The organism is Enterococcus dongliensis (genome assembly GCF_031927985.1).
Lineage (GTDB): Bacteria > Bacillota > Bacilli > Lactobacillales > Enterococcaceae > Enterococcus_A > Enterococcus_A dongliensis.
The window spans coordinates 1-18,588 of sequence record NZ_JARPZC010000014.1 but is presented as its reverse complement, the minus strand read 5'-3'; the positions used below and the strand labels follow the sequence as shown (position 1 = coordinate 18,588).

General features: G+C 37.6%; 13 protein-coding genes and 1 pseudogene. 5 read left to right on the top strand and 9 right to left on the bottom strand.

What is annotated here, in order from left to right; genetic code table 11:
* Positions 1-32: 32 nt before the first annotated feature.
* Positions 33-824: a helix-turn-helix transcriptional regulator gene (locus tag P7D84_RS10260; RefSeq protein WP_311806350.1), complete on the bottom strand. Its 792-nt coding sequence runs from the start codon at positions 822-824 to the stop codon at positions 33-35.
* Positions 825-833: 9 nt separating this feature from the next.
* Positions 834-896 (bottom strand): annotated as a pseudogene (locus P7D84_RS13840) (DeoR family transcriptional regulator); the annotation flags it as partial.
* A gap of 140 nt (positions 897-1,036) precedes the next feature.
* Here P7D84_RS13840 and P7D84_RS10255 point away from each other — a divergent pair.
* Positions 1,037-1,513, top strand: coding sequence for a GyrI-like domain-containing protein (locus tag P7D84_RS10255; RefSeq protein WP_137604158.1), 477 nt, complete (start codon positions 1,037-1,039; stop codon positions 1,511-1,513).
* A gap of 54 nt (positions 1,514-1,567) precedes the next feature.
* Here P7D84_RS10255 and P7D84_RS10250 read toward each other — a convergent pair whose 3' ends face one another.
* The 5 genes from P7D84_RS10250 to P7D84_RS10230 form a co-directional block, all read right to left on the bottom strand.
* Entirely contained in the window at positions 1,568-2,704 is a 1,137-nt protein-coding gene (locus P7D84_RS10250) for a hypothetical protein (protein WP_311806349.1), read from the bottom strand.
* Positions 2,705-2,760: 56 nt separating this feature from the next.
* Complete coding sequence (locus tag P7D84_RS10245; protein WP_311806348.1) at positions 2,761-4,221, bottom strand: peptidoglycan amidohydrolase family protein; 1,461 nt, start codon at positions 4,219-4,221, stop codon at positions 2,761-2,763.
* Between the two features lie 460 nt (positions 4,222-4,681).
* Positions 4,682-5,506: a diaminopimelate epimerase gene (gene dapF / locus P7D84_RS10240; RefSeq protein ID WP_311806347.1), complete on the bottom strand. Its 825-nt coding sequence runs from the start codon at positions 5,504-5,506 to the stop codon at positions 4,682-4,684.
* Positions 5,507-5,530: 24 nt separating this feature from the next.
* Complete coding sequence (gene lysA / locus P7D84_RS10235) at positions 5,531-6,829, bottom strand: diaminopimelate decarboxylase (RefSeq protein WP_311806346.1); 1,299 nt, start codon at positions 6,827-6,829, stop codon at positions 5,531-5,533.
* Between the two features lie 15 nt (positions 6,830-6,844).
* A complete protein-coding gene (locus P7D84_RS10230) occupies positions 6,845-7,999 on the bottom strand; it encodes a M20 metallopeptidase family protein (RefSeq protein WP_311806345.1) in 1,155 nt (384 codons plus the stop codon).
* A 331-nt stretch (positions 8,000-8,330) separates the two neighbouring features.
* Here P7D84_RS10230 and dapA point away from each other — a divergent pair, with 331 nt between their 5' ends.
* From dapA to P7D84_RS10210, 4 genes are all read left to right on the top strand, one after another.
* Positions 8,331-9,221, top strand: a complete 891-nt coding sequence (gene dapA, locus P7D84_RS10225) for a 4-hydroxy-tetrahydrodipicolinate synthase (RefSeq protein WP_311806344.1) — start codon at positions 8,331-8,333, stop codon at positions 9,219-9,221.
* On the top strand, positions 9,218-9,973 hold the full coding sequence (dapB, locus tag P7D84_RS10220; protein WP_311806343.1) for a 4-hydroxy-tetrahydrodipicolinate reductase: 756 nt from the start codon (positions 9,218-9,220) through the stop codon (positions 9,971-9,973). The genes dapA and dapB overlap by 4 nt, the downstream gene beginning before the upstream one ends.
* Before the next feature lie 156 nt (positions 9,974-10,129).
* A complete protein-coding gene (gene dapD / locus P7D84_RS10215) occupies positions 10,130-10,831 on the top strand; it encodes a 2,3,4,5-tetrahydropyridine-2,6-dicarboxylate N-acetyltransferase (RefSeq protein WP_311806342.1) in 702 nt (233 codons plus the stop codon).
* Between the two features lie 122 nt (positions 10,832-10,953).
* A complete protein-coding gene (locus P7D84_RS10210; RefSeq protein WP_311806341.1) occupies positions 10,954-11,592 on the top strand; it encodes a hypothetical protein in 639 nt (212 codons plus the stop codon).
* 89 nt (positions 11,593-11,681) lie between these two features.
* Here P7D84_RS10210 and P7D84_RS10205 read toward each other — a convergent pair whose 3' ends face one another.
* Together P7D84_RS10205 and P7D84_RS10200 are read right to left on the bottom strand one after the other, a co-directional pair.
* On the bottom strand, positions 11,682-13,355 hold the full coding sequence (locus tag P7D84_RS10205) for a metallophosphoesterase family protein (protein WP_311806340.1): 1,674 nt from the start codon (positions 13,353-13,355) through the stop codon (positions 11,682-11,684).
* Positions 13,356-13,679: 324 nt separating this feature from the next.
* A complete protein-coding gene (locus tag P7D84_RS10200; RefSeq protein WP_311806339.1) occupies positions 13,680-18,341 on the bottom strand; it encodes an LPXTG cell wall anchor domain-containing protein in 4,662 nt (1,553 codons plus the stop codon).
* Positions 18,342-18,588 lie beyond the last annotated feature (247 nt).

Here is an 18,588-nt window from a genome sequence, read left to right as displayed (position 1 = left end):
TTAGAAGAGCTTGCAATGAATATTTTGATTTTTTACGTATACATCGCACCAACAGTTTGAAGGTACTTTTTAAAAGCATCAAAAAAGGAGCTGTCACTTTGAACAATTTGTGCGTGTCTTCCTAGAGAAAGTAAAAAACGAAAAGAATCTTCATTTTGCGGTAGTCGGACATCTATCAAAAATCTCTCTTGATCAATTGGTGTTAGTGATTTCTTGCCAAAGCGTTCGACTAGCACATCCCGAATCTGTTGATCTGCTTTTAATGTAAGCGTAGCAAAAACTGGATGAATCGTTGCATCAAGAGTCAAGGTTCGTGGTTGAAAGGCTCGTGGGATAAATATCTGATCCCTGATTTCATAATGGGTCATACGTGAAAGCCGAAAAATCCGCCAATCTTGACGCTCTAAACTAAACGCCTGCAGATACCACCGCTCTCCTTTGTAAGTCAAGTGATAGGGTTCGATTGTCCGTTGGCTGAGCCGACCTTCCCGATCAAAATAATCAAATGTAACCAATCGATGATTTTTGATTGCCTGACTCAATTCTTCAGCTAATTTTTTTAACTCCGCTGAACCAAGCCATCCTATATGCTGAATGGATAAAGACTCTGGAGAAATTTGTTCGTCTTGCATCGCTTGAATTTTTAAAATAGTTGCTTGAATTTCCGGGCTTTCAATCAACTGCTGAACTCCAGCTAGAGCAATCAATAAATTTTGAATATCTTGAGCAGTCAATAATTTTTTATCAACTTTATAATTCGGCAACAATCCAATCCCGCCGTTACGCCCTCTTTGAGTATAGATTGGAATATTGGCTAGACTCAATGTCTCTACATCTCGCAGGATCGTTCGTTTGGAAACACCAAAACGCTCCGCAAATTCCTGAGTAGAAACAATTTCCTGTTTTAATAAAATCTGATCATGCTGATCAGTCGTTCGATACGCATAGATTTCCTCTTTTTTATAATATATGACAGCTAGTTGTCATGTTTAATCAGTTATAGTATACCCATCCTAACAGAAAGAAGGCAAAAAAAATGACTAATTATGAAATTAAAACTTTTAACGAAACAGTGATTACAGGTTATGCTGCAGTTTTGCCGCTGCCTACAATAAAAAATATCAGCGAGGTTTCAGAAAAAAAGAGCCACCATTTTCTCTCATTAGCAACGAGCGGAAAGTTTCCTGCTTTGATGGCCGAAAGTACGGATAAGATTGGCTATGCTCTAAGTGAAGCGAAAGAAGATTACTTAGAATACTTTGCTGGTGCCAATACTACGACAAATGATCCCAAAGCTGAAGAACGCATCCTTCCCGCAGGTGAATATATTGTTTTAAAAGCAACTGGCGGGCCTAGCCGTCAACTTTTCGACCAATTGATTCGAACTTTTTTCGGAGAGATTGTACCAGAAAATCCTGACTTATATAAAGAAGATACCTTTGTTGTCGAAGCATTATTAAACGGGAATCCCAAAGATGCTGAAGTTGAATTGAGAATTCCTTTAAACAATTAAAAAATAAATAAGAAGCAATTCCAGTTGGAATTGCTTCTTATTTATTTAGCTAGTTTAGTACGCTCCAGAAATAGATCCATTTGAAAAATCAAATGACGTAGCTTTAAAAGGAACTTGTCCTTCTCGAGTAACATCTATTCCGTTTTTAAGTACTTTTAAGTTTCTTATTTTAACTGTCCCTCTAGTACTATCATGTAAGATATACGCATTGCTTCCGGGAACCAATTTTGTTTTATATTGACCGACTAATTTTCCACCCACAATTGTTTGCATATAACCTGAAGCAAAATATTTCACTTGGAGATGGACTTGTTGGCCTTTAGCTACTCTTGGCGCATTTGTATTTACAGAATAATATTGTTGGCCAGCCGTTCCCGCTCCAGCTGGAAAATTGATATTTGTTGTGTTAATCCGACCTTGTGCAAAATTAGCATCTGAACCTGCTTGATAGTGTAATTCTACGCCTACTTGTCCACTACCCTCTCCATTTCCAGCAATGACAAATTGGGTTTCATAATCATTTGAATTTCCTGTCAAGGTAACATCTGCTGAGAAATCAACTGTTGCAACGTTTGATAACTGAGCCTGATCAAAAGGTTTATTCGAATACAGCAAACGATAAGATCCTGGAATGCTTTGCTCTTTCCCGCCAACACCGGTCACATTAACATCTACATGTCTAGGCTTTACACTAGAAGAAGGTGCAGAGTGACCATTGGCATAAAAAGCAACGCCTTCGTAACGCCAACCAACTTTTTTCAAATGATCTCGTTCATTAGTCAGTACCGTGTAATGATGGGTACCTGATTTTGCGTTTGGATTATACAGGCGATAGACTGGGATAGAACCACCGGAATGCCAAGAGATTCCTTCGTAACGCCAGCCGACTTTTTTCAAATGATCTCGCTCATTTGAATTTAATGTATAAAAATGATCCCCACCATTATTAGGGTTGAACATTCTGTAAACAAGCGCGCCATTATTAGGCGCTTCCCATGCAGTTCCTTCATTTTTCCAGCCATGAGAAACAATAACCGGAATTTCATTGTGATTTTGAGTATATAAATGCTCCCCAGTATTGGGATTATAAGCACGATATAAGGTGGAAGCTTCTGCCTTATCAGCAAAGACGAATGTTCCACCGGCTACTAATAATGTTGCAATAAATAATTTTAATCGATTGCTTTTCATTTCATTAGCCTCCAATAGGATGTATCTGTAATCTCAGTGCGTTTTTAAGAATCTGTTTAGATAAATCTGAACCAGTAACAAGGATCTCCTGTTCGGTTCAAAATCACCGTTTCTGAAATTCCATTATCCTTATAATTACAGTGAATAATTGTATTGCCGCTTGTAGCAACACCGGTATGTCCAAAGGCTCCCCCAGAACTTCCTTTTTCACCAGCAACGAAGACATCTCCTCGTCTTACTTCATTTCTAGAGATAGCTTTAAACAATTTTCCTTCATAGGAGAACAAAGTATCTGTATTTCCTATCCAAGTATTTGGTGATAAATATCCTGCTTCGATTAATGAATAAAAGACAGCGCTTGAACAGTCGTAAGAGTTTGGACCATTTCTATTCGCCATTGAATAAGTAACTTTTCCTTTGCGTGCATAGAACCAATCTAGCATCACTTCTTGTCTGCTTTTTGTTCCTAATGTATACCAAGCAACGCCTTCATTTCTCCAACCTACGTTAAGTAATTTGTTTCGTTCACTTACATTCATAGTGTAATGATGTGAACCGGCACCTCTAGCATTTGGATTAAATACGCGGTACATTGCTACACCACTCGTTGGTGTCAACCAAGCGACACCTTCATAACGCCATCCAGCACGCTTTAACATAGTGATCTCATTGCTGTTTAAGGTAAAATGATGTTCCCCTGAATTGGGATTATAAATTCTAAGCAATTGTTTCCCAGTATTAGAAACAACCATACTTATCCCTTCATAGCGCCAACCCAATCGCACGAGATGATCTTTTTCATACGAATTCATTGTGTGGTGCAAGTGTTCCCCTGAATTGGGATTATATACACGAAAAATGGATATCTTAGGAACACTAACTGGCTTAGGCGCTGCCTTAGGTGCGGCCTTAACAGCCAAACTTGATTTTACCGCGAATGCTTTTGCTTTTTTCACTGTAACTGTGCTGCTTGTTTTACTTTGAGTAAGCGACTTAGCTATCATCGGTACCTTACTAACTGTTGTATCCTCATTGGATTCAGTAGTTGTTTCCGTAACTAGTGTTTTTTGTTCCGCAGTGTCGTTGCTCTCACTGGTAGTATCTTTGATAGTTCGCTCACTTGTAGTATTATCTGTCGACTCGCCCGATGAAGTAGTTTCTACTGCCGCTTCATTTAATGGTTTACTTGGTTCTGATTGAGCAGCATCGACCGTAACTAGTGGTTCACCCGTTTCTTGCTCTGATGCAGTGACTGCTTGATCACTACTTTGTGTCACTGCTGCTTCGGAACTTACACTTGAATGTTCTCCTGCAACTTGGATGCTGCTCTCAGAAGATTCTATTGTCGCTGGTGCTTGTTCAACCACTTCCACAGTTTGATCATTCATAGTTTCCGCTGCATATGCAGTATTTTTATCTGTTGAAAACGCAGCGGCACCTAATATACCCAAAAATACTATCGGTGCTACAACCCATGTTTTTTTCTTTTTGTACATCTTAAAACGTTTCTTTTCCATTAATTTCCTCCAAAAAATGTATAGATTTACTAAAATTTTCTCTTTTTCGGTGCACCCTAACTGAGATTTTTTAATTCTATTAGATTCAAGTCAAAGCTGGCCTTTCCCTCTATTCCATCCTTTCTAATCCATTGATTCACCCTCTTATGAACTAAGATACAAACAAAAGAATACATCATTATTACGCGTGTTATTTTGATTATTTTCATAATTTTACCATCTTTTTCCAATTTTTATAACTGAAATAACCGTTTTTATTAATAAAAATAGCTAAAAATCTTCATCTGTCGACTTTCCCAGAAATGAAGCAAAAAAATCCATCAACAAACGGCTGTAATGTCATTGTCTATCTAAAACTGAAGCTTAAATCAATCACTGAACACAAAAAAAGAGGTGACGCATAAGCGCCACACTCTTTGATTACAATAGAATCTCAGATTTCACTTGATTAATAGCTGTTTTATAAATCTTCATCTAAGATTGTACCCTGGATGATTAAATTCGTATCACCAATCAAGTAAAGCTCTTCATTTATGACATTTACTTGAAGTTGTCCTCCTAATACTTCAATCACCACAGGATCATTTTTGACTAATCCTTTTTTGGTCAATGCATATGCAGTTGATCCGGTCCCAGTACCACAAGCTAACGTGAAGTCTTCTACCCCACGTTCATACGTACGTTCAACGACTGTTTGATCAGATAAAATGTCATAGAAGTTTACATTGGTCCCTTTTTTAAAAGCAGGATGATTGCGTAATTTTCTCGCAAAGTCAAAAATCGATGCTAATTCGGTCATCGCAAGATCTGGAATGTGAACAACTAGATGAGGGATCCCTGGACTTCCTAATTCAACATAATCTACTGTCACTTCTTTGCCTGCTACTTGAATCATTTTATTTGCTTCAAAAACAGTCGGTGAATTTAATTGTACCCGATATGTTCGACTATCTAACCGTTCTGCCGGTACATTGCCGGCAATTGTTTCAATGACCATTTTATCTTTTGTAGTACCTGTTTCATAAGCCCAGCGTGCGACACAACGCGCACCATTTCCACACATTTCTGCTTCAGAACCATCTGCATTAAAAAAACGTGCATAAAAATCTCCGTTATCACGAGCCGTCTCAATAGCAATCAATGTATCTGCACCCACTGAAACACGCCGCGAGCAGACCCGTGCAGTAAATTTTGTTAATTGTTCACTAGAAAAATTCAATTCTCGATTGTCGATCAAGATAAAATCATTTCCAGCACCTTGTATTTTATAAAATGGTACGCTCATTTGCTAACCTCATTTCATTTGTTTCTATTTTAGAAAATCAGGAACGACTTCATTTTGGATGATTTGATCCAACGTTTGCCGTTTTACGATAATTTCTGCCTGCCCCTCTTTTGTCAGCACAACTGCAGGGATTGCCAGCTTATTATAGTTGCTCGCCATGGAATACCCATATGCACCCGTTGAAAACGTGGCAAAGAGATCGCCAGTTTCAACTGTTGGTAATTCAATGTCTTTGACTAAGATGTCGGTGCTCTCACAAGCCTTACCAGAGACTGTTACTTTCTCAGCTGGTGCAGACTCCGCTTTATTAGCCAAAACACCGGTATATTTTGCTTCGTAAAGTCCGGGACGGATATTATCCGTCATGCCGCCGTCAATACTAACATATTTTCGTAAACCTGGAAGTTCTTTGATTGCTCCAATTCTGTGGAGGCTGATCCCTGCTTCTGCTACAATGCTGCGCCCTGGTTCGATGACCACTGCTGGTTGCGGAAAATGTTCTTTTTGACAAAAAGCCAAAACTTTTTCCATCATTGGATCTGTGAAATAACTAAACGGTTTGGGCTGATCTGCTTCAGTATACCGCACACCAAAACCGCCACCAAAATTTAGTTCCTTTATCGTATAATCAAAACGTTCTCGTACCATCTTCACTAAATCCAAGGCGATCTCCACTGCTGCCAAATGGGATTGATTATCAAATAATTGACTGCCTACATGGAAATGAAATCCTAAGAAGTTTACTTCTGGTCTCTCAATTGCATGTTGAATCTGAGGGAATAAAATCGACTCATCAATTGGAATTCCAAATTTTGAATCTTTTTGACCAGTTGAAATGAAAGAATGAGTCTGAACATTGACTTCAGGTGTTATCCGAAATAAAATATCCACTACTTTTTGTTTCTCTTTGGCAATTCCTGCAATCAAATCAACTTCTTGTAAACTGTCGACAATTATTCGACCGACACCATAATCTAGAGCCATTTCTAGTTCTTCAAGCGATTTATTATTGCCGTTCATTTCAATATGCTCTCCTGGAAACGCAGCTTTAATCGCCGTATATAGTTCGCCATCAGAAACGACATCAAGGGAGAATCCTTGTTTTTGAATAATTTTTAACATTGCCAAGGTTGAAAAAGCTTTACTGGCAAAGGCAACTCGAACATTTTTATATTTATCGACAAAATCTCGTTTCAATTCTTGACATTTTTCTTCGATCATTGTTTGTGAAAAGACATATAACGGTGTACCAAATTTTTCAGCTAACGTGACGGTATCACAGCCATCCCACATCAAATGCCCATTTTTTGCTTCAAATTCCATTGTAAGCCTCCTAAGTTAAATTTCATTCAATCCAGCGATTAAGTTTACATATGTCTGGATTCCCAACAATAAGTTCACTTCATCAAATTTCATCTTGCTGCTATGCAATGGATACGTATACCCTTTTGCTTCATCACGAATACCAAGAAAGAAAAACATCCCAGGAATCTCTTGCTGATACATCGAAAAATCTTCCGCAATCAAATAGGGCAAGGTTTCTTCATAGTAATCAGCCGCAACTTTTTCCAATGTTCTCACCATTTTTGGATCATTATTGACTACACGATACATATGATTAAAGACTACTTCTGCTTCACAACCATAACCTTTTGCAATCTCGCTAGCCAATAGATCAATTCGTCGAACGACTTCATCATAAACTGTATCATCAAATGCGCGCATCGTCCCGTGCAAAACAACTTCTTTGGCAACGATATTCATTGCTTCGCCGCCATGGATTGTCCCGAAGGTCAACACGACATTATCTAATGGACCAATATTTCTTGCTAAAATACTATTTAGCCCAGTGATCACTCCCCCAGCAGCAACGATTGCATCTTCGCCTAGTTGCGGCTGCGCACCATGTGTGCTGACTCCTTTGATTGTAATCGTCACTTCCGCATTACGCGCCATCATCGCTCCAGGACGACAAGCGATTTTCCCGGCTGGCAAATCAGGAAATACATGCAGGCCTACAATCTCCTCAACACCTAATTTTTGTAAGATTCCTGTTTTCATGATTAATTCTGCCCCGCCTGGTCCTTCTTCAGCTGGCTGAAATACAAAAACAAGTGTCCCCTGAATTTTTTCAGGGTGCTTATGTAAGTATGCAATAAAACCTAATAATGTTGCCATATGACCGTCATGACCGCATGCATGCATTTTCCCTAGTGTTTTCGAAGCAAAACTATACCCCGTCTGTTCTGTCACGGGTAACGCATCTATATCTGAACGAAATGCTAGTGTCTTTCCAAGTTTTGTTCCTCGTAGAACCGCAATCGTACCAGTCCCAAGAACTTCATAAGTCTCGTTGATTCCAAAAGTATTTAACTTTTGCCGGATGTATGCTGCCGTCTGTTTTTCTTGCAAGCCTAATTCAGGGATCTGGTGCAATTCACGGCGCATCGTAGTTACTAATTCTTCTAATTCTTTGACTTCTGCATCAATCATTCTCTCACTCGTTTCCATAAATATACTCAGAATAATGTTCATTAGATTAAAAAACCATTGATAGTTTCTCATATTATAGTATAAATTGCTTCTTTGGTCATTAATTTATTTTTGGAGGATTTTTATTCAGTTACTCAGTTATTTTTGTTTTTAATTCTGGAGTTTTCAAATAAATAATTTTATACAAGTTTTTTCATCCTTCTCTTTAAACTTAGACGATTAAATTTTTCATGAGATTTACGTTGGCATTCACTCATAATTAGGCTATAATTTCACTATTAAAGCTTAGTTTTAGATGAGCTTTGAAAAAATAATGAAGGAGTTGTCTCCCTTGAAAATATTTGAAGGATCCGGTGTCGCTTTAGTTACTCCAATGGAAGCCGATGGTGCCGTAAATTACAAGAAGTTAGAGGAGCTTGTTGAATGGCAAATCAACGAAGGAACCGATGCAATCATCGCTTGTGGAACGACCGGCGAAGCCTCCACCTTGACCAACGATGAACACATTGCTGTAATCGAGGCAGTTGTCAAAAAGGTGAACGGACGAATCCCAGTAATTGCTGGAACAGGTGTAAACGATACCCGCCACGCCATCGAATTATCGACTGGAGCCGAAAGAGTTGGTGCTGATGCTCTATTGATCGTAACTCCTTACTACAATAAAACATCAGACGAAGGTCTTTTTTTACATTTCCAAAAAATCGCCCAAAGTGTGAAACTACCGATTATTTTATATTCTGTTGCTTCACGTACGAATATGAACATCACGCCTCAAATGGTCAAAAGACTAAGTGAGATTCCTAATATCGTCGCTATAAAAGAAGCGAGCGGTGATATCTCACAAATCGCTGAAATTGCTCGTATCACACCTGATGATTTTGCGATTTATTCCGGAAATGATGATCAAGTATTGCCAATCATGGCGCTCGGTGGACAAGGAGCAATCTCAACGATTGCCAACATTGCACCACGACAAACCCACGAATTGACTCAAGCATTGCTAGATGGTGATTTCCAACTAGCGAAAAAACTACAACTTGCTCAGTTACCACTAATCCATACAATCTTCAGCGAAGTAAATCCTATCCCAGTCAAAACTGCTGTTGGCTTATTAGGCAAGATTCAGCCAAATTTCCGGCTGCCTCTTTATACGGCTAAAGCAGAGACGGTAGAACGTTTGAAAAAAGAAATGACGGCTTATGGTTTGGAGGTCTCAAAATGATCGATATCATCTTGAGTGGTGCCAATGGACGAATGGGTCAAGTATTACAGACAATGATTTCTCAGCAGTCTGAAATGCAAATTGTTGCCGGGATTGATCGTGATGTTTTTGAAGCAGATTTCCCTACTTATCAAACCATCACAGCGTGTCAAATCAACGCCGATGTGGTCATCGACTTTTCTCATTATTCTGCTGTACCAGCAGTTTTAGATTACTGCGCCGATAGAAAACTTCCCGTTGTTATCGCTACGACTGGCTTGACAAATGACATACAAGAACAGATGAAAAATGTTGCTACGCAAACAGCCGTCTTCTTTTCCGCCAATATGTCTTTAGGAATCAATTTGTTAGCGAAAGCGATTCGTGAGATCACTCCTGTTTTAGAAGAAGAATTCAATATTGAAATCGTTGAAAAACACCATAATCAGAAAAAAGATGCCCCTAGCGGTACAGCGCTATTGTTAGCTGATGCAGTCAATGATGCTGTTCAAACAGAAAAAACATATGTCTATGGCCGTCATGGAAATGATTTAGAAAATCCATTATCAGAGTTAGGAATCCACGCTGTTCGTGGAGGAACGATTCCCGGCGAACATACCGTCATTTACGCCGGGCCAGATGAAGTGATTGAATTGAATCACCTAGCCTTGTCACGTAATATTTTTGCTAGTGGCGCAGTCAAAGCAGCTAAATATATCAGCAAAAAAACAATTGGTTTATATGACATGGAAAAATTAATTGACGAGAGCTAATGTTTCAAAAAATTTAACACTGGCCAAGAATGCAAATGAATCCTAACCCCTACCAAGCTGTTTCATTTACAGTGGATGGTATTGGTAGCCAAATCAGTCTTCATTTTTCCTATTTTGAAATATGAAGCATTTTAGTACGAGATGGGAGTATATTCAATGACTTTAACTGATCCTTATGAGATTGCAAAATATATTAAAAATGCTGAGAAAACCACACCGGTTAAAGCTTATGTCCAAGGAGATTTAACTGATATTAGCAAAGAAAATGTTCAATTTTTTGGTCAAGCTGAGACTTGGATATTGATTGGAGAAAGTCAGGCAGTCCAAGAAGTCTTGACTGAACAACAAGCAAAGATTCGTGCTGTTCATGTGGAAAACGATCGTAGAAATTCTGCTATTCCGATGCTGGATATTTCAACCATCAATGCACGCATCGAACCAGGGGCACTGATTCGTGAACGAGTAGCGATTGGCGAAAAAGCAGTAATTATGATGGGCGCTATCATCAATATTGGCGCTTCAATCGGAGAAAACACGATGATCGACATGGGCGCTATTTTAGGCGCACGTGCGACAGTTGGCAAACATGCCCACATTGGTGCAGGTGCCGTGTTAGCTGGTGTGTTAGAACCACCTAGTGCCTCACCAGTCATTGTAGAAGACAATGTTTTAGTTGGTGCTAACGCAGTGATTTTAGAAGGCGTACATGTCGGAAAAGACGCAGTCATCGCAGCTGGTGCTGTCGTGACCAAAGATGTCCCGGCTGGTGCTGTTGTTGCTGGGACTCCTGCTAAGATTATTAAAATGCGCGATGAGATTAATCCTGAAAAAACTGAATTTTTGGATGATTTACGTTAAAAAAAGAATTGGTGGGGAGAAATCTCCGCCTTTTTTTGTATTATTACTGCACTTTTAACGAAGTATGCTATAATACAAACGGATTAGTACAACTCTTAAAAGAAAGCGACTGAATTATACTCGTGAATTTGAAAAGTATCAAAAAATCTATCAAAAATCGTAACAAACAAATCAACAAAACTTTTGCTCAAGTGGAAGAAACTCTTGCAAACCATATCCACAGCGATGTAAAAATCTATTTCGACAAAGCAGATACTCATCGCATCCATCTTGAGGAAAAAACACCGGATGGCAAGACTCGTCATATTCAAAGTGCCGAGCAGGATCACTCATTCAAAGACTTGGTCGATGCCCACATCCAAAAACCACAAACAAATACGTTGAATCAACTAACCAATAGTATTTACAACTTGTGGTCAGAAAGTTTTAAAACAGCGGAACCTGTCGATGAGACAACTGACAAAGCAGCGGAACTTGCACAAGATATCTTAGCCGATGTTGTCAAAGAACCGACTGACACAGCCGTAACAGCTACACAAGCAGAAGTTTTGAACCAAGCGCTAAAAACAAAAGCGAATTATTCTGCTGAATGGTCAGATACCGACAAAGCAATCGAGGTCTTTTATAACCCACCAAAAAAAGAGCGTCAATTATTAGCAACAATCACAGCTGATCAAACAATCACGTATACTGATGCTTTAGCTACTAAACGTGTCATGAAAAAAGAATTGCCTGACATGATTGCTGCTGTCTTAGCTTAAAACAAAACCCCCTCACCGTTAAAAATGACGATGAGGGGGTTTTTCGTTCCAACTTAGCAGCTACTTGTATCATTAAATCAGTTTTCTAATCAACCTTGTTTATTTAATAAACTCATTAATTCAAAACCAGTGTTCACTTTTGAATAAATTGAGCAAACAACAAATATTTTTTTTCCAGCAAATTGGACTTTGTTGAATCGTCTTGACGATGCCGGAATATGATGATGTCCGTGAATTGCACCAATAATATTGTATTGCTGGAATAACTGTTCAATCTTTGGTTCATCACAGACGTATGCTTTGTTATAGGCACTACTTGACTCAGATAGAAGGCTCAATTCATTAAACAACGGTGCATGCGAGACAATCACAGTTGGAATAGCAGTATCTTCTCCTAATAATTTTTCCAGCGCAGCTAAAATAAATCGTTGCTGCATTTGTTTTCTCTTTGTTAATGCTACAGGAATCGTCAAACCGATATAACGAACATTGTTATAGATTAAACTAGCATTATTCAACAGTTTCATTTTAGGAAACCGTGGTTCAAGTGTTGTTTTGACTACTTCATAAAAGGGATGATCACCTGTAGGTAGTCGGTACCAAGCTTCATCAGGATTTTGCAACAATGTGGTGAACCACTCATAGTTGAAAAATGGTCGCCACTTATCCCATTGCTTATCTGAGTGATCCGTCGTTTCAGGTAACACATCGACCAGCTCATGACCGCCAATAACATATAATCCTTCAATTTCTTTGTCCACAGCATGAGAATCTGAAATATCACCGGCTAAAATATTAAAGTGGCGATTCACAAATGGCAGATTCTTATCCTTTGTGTGAATGTCCGAGACTACATTGATTAAATGCTGATTTTCAATCGAGTGGATATTTTTGAAATATTTTTCTGCTTCAGCTGGTGCAACACTATGAGCCACATAATTTTTGCGGACATTTGCCAATTCATCACCATATTTTGATCGTAAAAGCGGTTGAGTATTTGTCATTGGGATGTTCTCTGCAGCCACAAGTCCCTGTTTAATACCAGTTTGTACTTCTTGAGGTAATAACGACACAGCTGAGTCGATCTCTGAATGACTTGTTAAACCATTACTAATTAGTAAAGAGTCTTGTTTGTCCAATAATGTCACCACCTTACCATCGATCATTAAAGGCAGTGAATTAGTCAGTTGAATGACAAAAGTCAAATATTCAGAAATGTAGCCGGCAATACCTGTTTTTACATTATCTCTAAATAAAAACTTCCCGGCAAGATTTGCAGATAATGGTCCTGTCTCATCATGTTGCATCAAGCGGCCAGCAATCTGTATTTCTAACAGTGGATTTTGTAAAATCGCTTGGTAAGCGTGATTGACCTCAATTGAATCTTCCATCACTCGATGACCTGTTACTTGAAAAATACTTAGCATTAAATATTTCTCTAAGGTGGACTGATGACGTTCGATATATTGCCGAATTTCCCCAGGATGCAGCAAATACTGAATAGCGGCTCGTTGGATATAGTTTCTTCCTGTATCATAAGGAATCGCAGAATACACGAGATCACCATTTGAAGAAATCGCCAACGAAACATTTTTCGTATTATAGGTCAATTGAAAATATTCATTTTTAAAAACGGTTTTATTTACAGGCCGACGTTTATTTTCCGGATAGCCTTCAATCTTTTCCACAAGCGCCAGTGGCAATCTATTCTTCAGTGGAAGATCTTGATCTATTACTGATAGGTCTTTTTTATTTTGTTCCATTAAATACCTCTTTTGAAGAAAGTCACCTCTCTTCATAACTATTTATGTAGTGTTCTTATTATAGCGTCCACCGTATAATACGCCTACAATTTCCTCAAAAAAATAAGAACTCTTAAAATCGATGACGTTTATGTAACGAAGACTCTCACTAATTATAAATATACTATGAATTACTAAACGATCTATAACCTAACATATAAAAACTCTCAAGTAGTCTATGAATTGACTCCAAAATCAGATTTTTGGTCTAACATCTAGAGTTCATTAACTAAACTTGAGAGTTCTTATTAGATTTCTATTTATTTATGAACTTTTTTAAGAAATCTATTCATGTTTTTTCTTGAAAATGAGTGCAGAGCCAAACGTTAGCAATATACCTAATCCTGTAATAAAGCCTGTCGCGCTCTTAGTTTCACCAGTTTGTGGTAACTTGGATGCCCCATTAGTTGTATTTTGCATTGGAACAATCACATCCTTGATTGCCATTGAATCTCCTTTTTCTGGAGCAACAAGCAGCACTAGATTATCTTTTTTTAGAGTTACCGTATTCTTGACTGGCTCAGATACCGATGTTGTTTCTTTCTGTTTTGTTGGCTTTTCTGGTATTACAGTTATTTTAGACGGTGCTTCATTCGGCAGCACATTTAACTGAACTGTTGTATGAATTCCTTTAGCTTCATTCTCTGCTTGTAATACTTCAAGTTCTGCTCTTGCTTTACTTGCTTCAGATTCAGTTACCGTATTTTCATAATGTTTTGTTCCCTCATCTATTAGAGAAGTTGTATACACATACGTAACCTGATAACTATTTAGTAGCCCAACAAAGTTTCTAAGTTGAGAAAATCTGAATTTCATAACTTGTTCCATCTCGGTAAATGCAGCTTCTGGATTTTCTGCAAACTCTTCAGGGAAATATTCTGAAATAGTTAATTTTAAACCAAGCTTCTCTTCAACACTCGTTAACTGTTGTGTCACAAAACCTTCAGGATGTAATAAAAATGGTGAATAAATTAAATCCAGGAGATTTGTATACGTCCTTTGAATTAATTCGGTTAATTGTTCATCACTAAGATTTGCATATCTCCCTCCTGTATCACTTTCTAAAATCAACTGTTTAATCTCTTTCACTATCGTTGGGATTGAAATCGTCTGGCCTCCTACGCGTGTTCCATCAATAGAATAGTGACCAGTTGTGATCGTTTGATCGAACAAATCATAAACTACATACCCATTTTCCTCCGGTATAACATCACCAAAAACAAATTCAGTATCATGATTTGACTCAAATTTTGATTCCAAGAGATTAGAGGATTGTCCTTCATTAATATCCACAATAATCTTTTGCAGTGTTCCATTAGATATTTTTTCAGTTACATCGGATATCATCATTGGAGTATTATGCTCTCGCTTAAACCAATCTGTTTCCGCTAGTTCATGACCATCTCCATCAGTATAGTGTAAAGCAATCTGATCATTTTGTGCGATTAACGGAATTTCAAATGTCTCTGGGAGTTTTTCATAAGTTTGCTTGTCTAAGACAATATCTTTATTCCACTGAGCAATAAATTCCGGTGCAACCGCATAAGAAAAATCATTAAATTCAGGTTTTTGATTGGTAATTTTTTGCAATGTTGGTAAAAATACCTTTGACCACAGATTAACAGTCTGGTTAAATTTCAAGGATGCTTGTTCTATTGAATGAGTTAATAATTCATCTACAGTTTTATCAATAGTCCCATCAATATTTTGAAGCACCATTGTATTTAAGCTTCGAACTAAAGAGCCTTGCTCTCTATTGTCGATGATAATTGGGCTTTGATTTGTTTTTACGTCAATAATGGTTATTCCATTCGTGAAAACAGCATCACTGACAGTCACTTTTGCTTTTAAATTGCTACTTGTTGAAAGGACCTTTCCAGCTGAATTAAATAAAAAATCCGTTTTGATCATCGCTTCACTGTCTTTTTCTACTTGGTTGATATTAAGAACTTGAACCGGTAAGATAACTGATGTATACCCCCCTTCATTGAGCTCTTCACATGATAAAATAACGGTACGAATAGTTGACCAATTTGTTACTTGATTCGCAGTCAAAAAATCGGACGTATCAATTATTTTATTTCCATCTACAGTAACTATGTCAGAAGAGTAAAGTACCTTTGAGGTATCCGTACTTAAATTATCTGATAGTATTCCGGCACCAGTAAGAACCATTGTAAAAGGATCTCCCGCTTCAATAGTAGGTAATATTAAAATATTTTGAGTTGTAGAAAGCGAACCTGCCATTCCATTGATTGATGTCAAGCGAATATGGCTATCTATTAGATCATCCTCTGTTTTGAATGTTTTTCCAGAATTAAAATGAGCCGTCGTTTCTTCGGGTATTGAAGAATCAAAAGCTAGAAATTCCTGTTTTTCAGTCATAGGATCGTCAATACCATTTTTCACTCCAACAAAACTTGGTAATACAATACTATAAGGAATAGCTCTCCCTCTATCCCGACTGCTATGACCTTCAATTTTTTCTGAACCAAATTGTTTATATACAGGTATTTCATCAGCTAATAATGGATATGTGTCTGTTACGGCAAGGAAAGAAACATCTCTTGCATCCAACAACTTGTTTATTGGTAAAGCATCCTCATTGACTTTCATTGTTAAACTAATTTTATTCATGTATAAAATCATTGAATTGGCAACAAATTTATCAGAATAGAGACTAGATAAATCCACTTTAAGGACTTTTTCACCATTTTCACCCACATAACCTAAATCCGTAAGATAGTTATGGATATCTGGAAGATCTGAAAGATCACTCACAGGGTCGGGAGACCAAGCAATGTCTGTGTAGTCCATTCCTTCTGGCATAATAAAATAATACACTCCTAAATTAGCAGCATAATTAGTTGTGAGAAAAAAGTTGTTAGTAAATTCCTCTCCAGGGCGATAGATTTCCTTAGAAAAGATCATACTCCCAAAGATTGAACTAGATAGAGGAATCTTTTCTGGATCCGATACTTTTAAAGTTTTACTAGAATCTTTTTGTATCAAATCACTTTCAAAGTGAACCGTATAATTTGCAGTACTAACAGGCTTCAACGTGTCTAAAAGACGATAGGTCCCATACTTAAATTCTAATGAATTTCCTGCAAAAAGCTCGTCTGCCGATGCTATTACTTTAACTGTATCTGAGCCATCTTTTCCTTCTGGTAGGTAAAGTCGTCCATTCATTAGCTTATCTGTAGTATAAGATGTCTGTGTACCATCTGCATAAACAATAGAGATATCAAAGGGATTAAAATCATTTTTACTAAACTCATAATAATAACCATTTCCATAGTCGTCATTTATCGCTTCTGTTCCTGGCTCTATCTCATAAGTAATTTTCACATTGGTTTGTGTAACATTCCCAATATTAGCAGCTGTTACCGTCATTGTACCTGAAGTTGAAGGTGGAAATGAGTATTCTCCAGTTTCCGATAGTTTCTTACCACTTTCTGTAAAATAATCTCTATAAATCGTTTCTTTACTAGAATCAACAAGTGAAATCTCACTAAATTTTGAAGCTTCATTGCTTACACCGACCTCCTTAGAGATGGGTGTTGTTCCATAAAATTTGTTACTACTAATCGCTTGGTAATCGCTTAAAACTAATCTTGCCTCACCATCAGTCACAGAAAAAATATTTTTTTCTTTAGTAAGTGGTTGAGTATATTTCCCCCAAAAAGTATACTCATACGTATCAAATCCTGTCAAACTTTCCCCTGGCTGATTGAAAAAATACGAAGCAGTAATTACAATCGGTGTCCCCGCACCATTTGGTTGTGAGAACCCCCTTGAGTCTACCGTCCTCAAATGAAAAATACCTGGGTTCGTAGCACTATCTACCGTTCCATTTATTAGTTCGAATCCTTCAGGAACTTCCAGTTCAAAAGAAGTTTTAGCAAATACAGAATCAGAACGTGAAACTTGATTATGAACTAAATCGATACTAAAAGAATAAGCTTGATCAGTAATTAACTTTGTCGGGGTCTCATTAATCGCTAACTTCGAATAGTTGATTTCTGTCTTATTTTCGACAGTATAATTCAATACGCTTTGTGTGATATCATTTACTTTCAAAGTGACTGGATAAATACTATTATCACTGAGAATATCAGCGCTTATCTCCGTCCACCTACTTAATAACGTGACATTAAATTGAACGAACCCATTTTTATCAGCTAGATAGGTAAATACAGTATTTCCTTCTGTACGTTCCGTGATAGTTTGCTCACTTACATCCACCACAACTTTGTTTTTTTCCATTCCCATAACATCATCACTCATTGCATTAAAAATCCAAGGTGTCACCACTTCTAATCTATCACCCGTTTTTATGTTAGCGCTTACTAAAACGTTATGACTTTTTTGATCATTTGTGTAGTCGATAACCGTTTCATTTTCTTTATCTACTATACTAAAATCAGTTGATTCAACAGGTGTCTTGACTGGAGTTTCTACTTGTGAATCTGATGCTGTGATTGCGCTGGATTCTTCACTAATTGCTTCGATTTCCCCAGTCGTTTCAATCGGAGATTCAGAAATTGATGATTGCTCCACACCGATTCCTTCAGTTGTTGATTCAACCTGATTACCTGTAAGTTCTGTTTCATCCTTCACCACTAAAGAAGTCGTATCAAGAGTTTTTGTTGTGTCTACCGAACTCCCTGTTGATTCAATTGTTTCTTTACTTCCTTCTATTGATACAGCCTGTGGCTCAACAGTATCAGTCTCTATGGTAGATTCTGTTGAGATTGGAACTTCCTCTGGTTCTATAATTTGACTTACTTGGCTAGTAGGATCTTGAGTTTGTTCTATTTCACTACTCGCACTAGCTTCTTCACCAACACTTACAGAAAGAATAAAACCACCTAAAACTACTACAGCAATTTTCACCCACTGCTTCCGACGTTTATGCAGTTTATAACGTACCTTTCTTTCCATTTTTCTCGCCCTCTTTCTAATCATTACTTTATGAACTAAAAATACAAAATATACCAACGAATCCAACTAGTTTATTCAGTTTATATCCGTCAATCCTAGTCTATTAGATTATACTAGTTATTTTTATCTGTGACGAGCAAAAAGTTTTCTGTGCATGAAATTTTTTTATTACGCCGATTGTAAAATTAAGCTAGACAACTAAAAAAGCCATTTGTGCTACACTCAAAATAGTTCTGACCAAAGAATT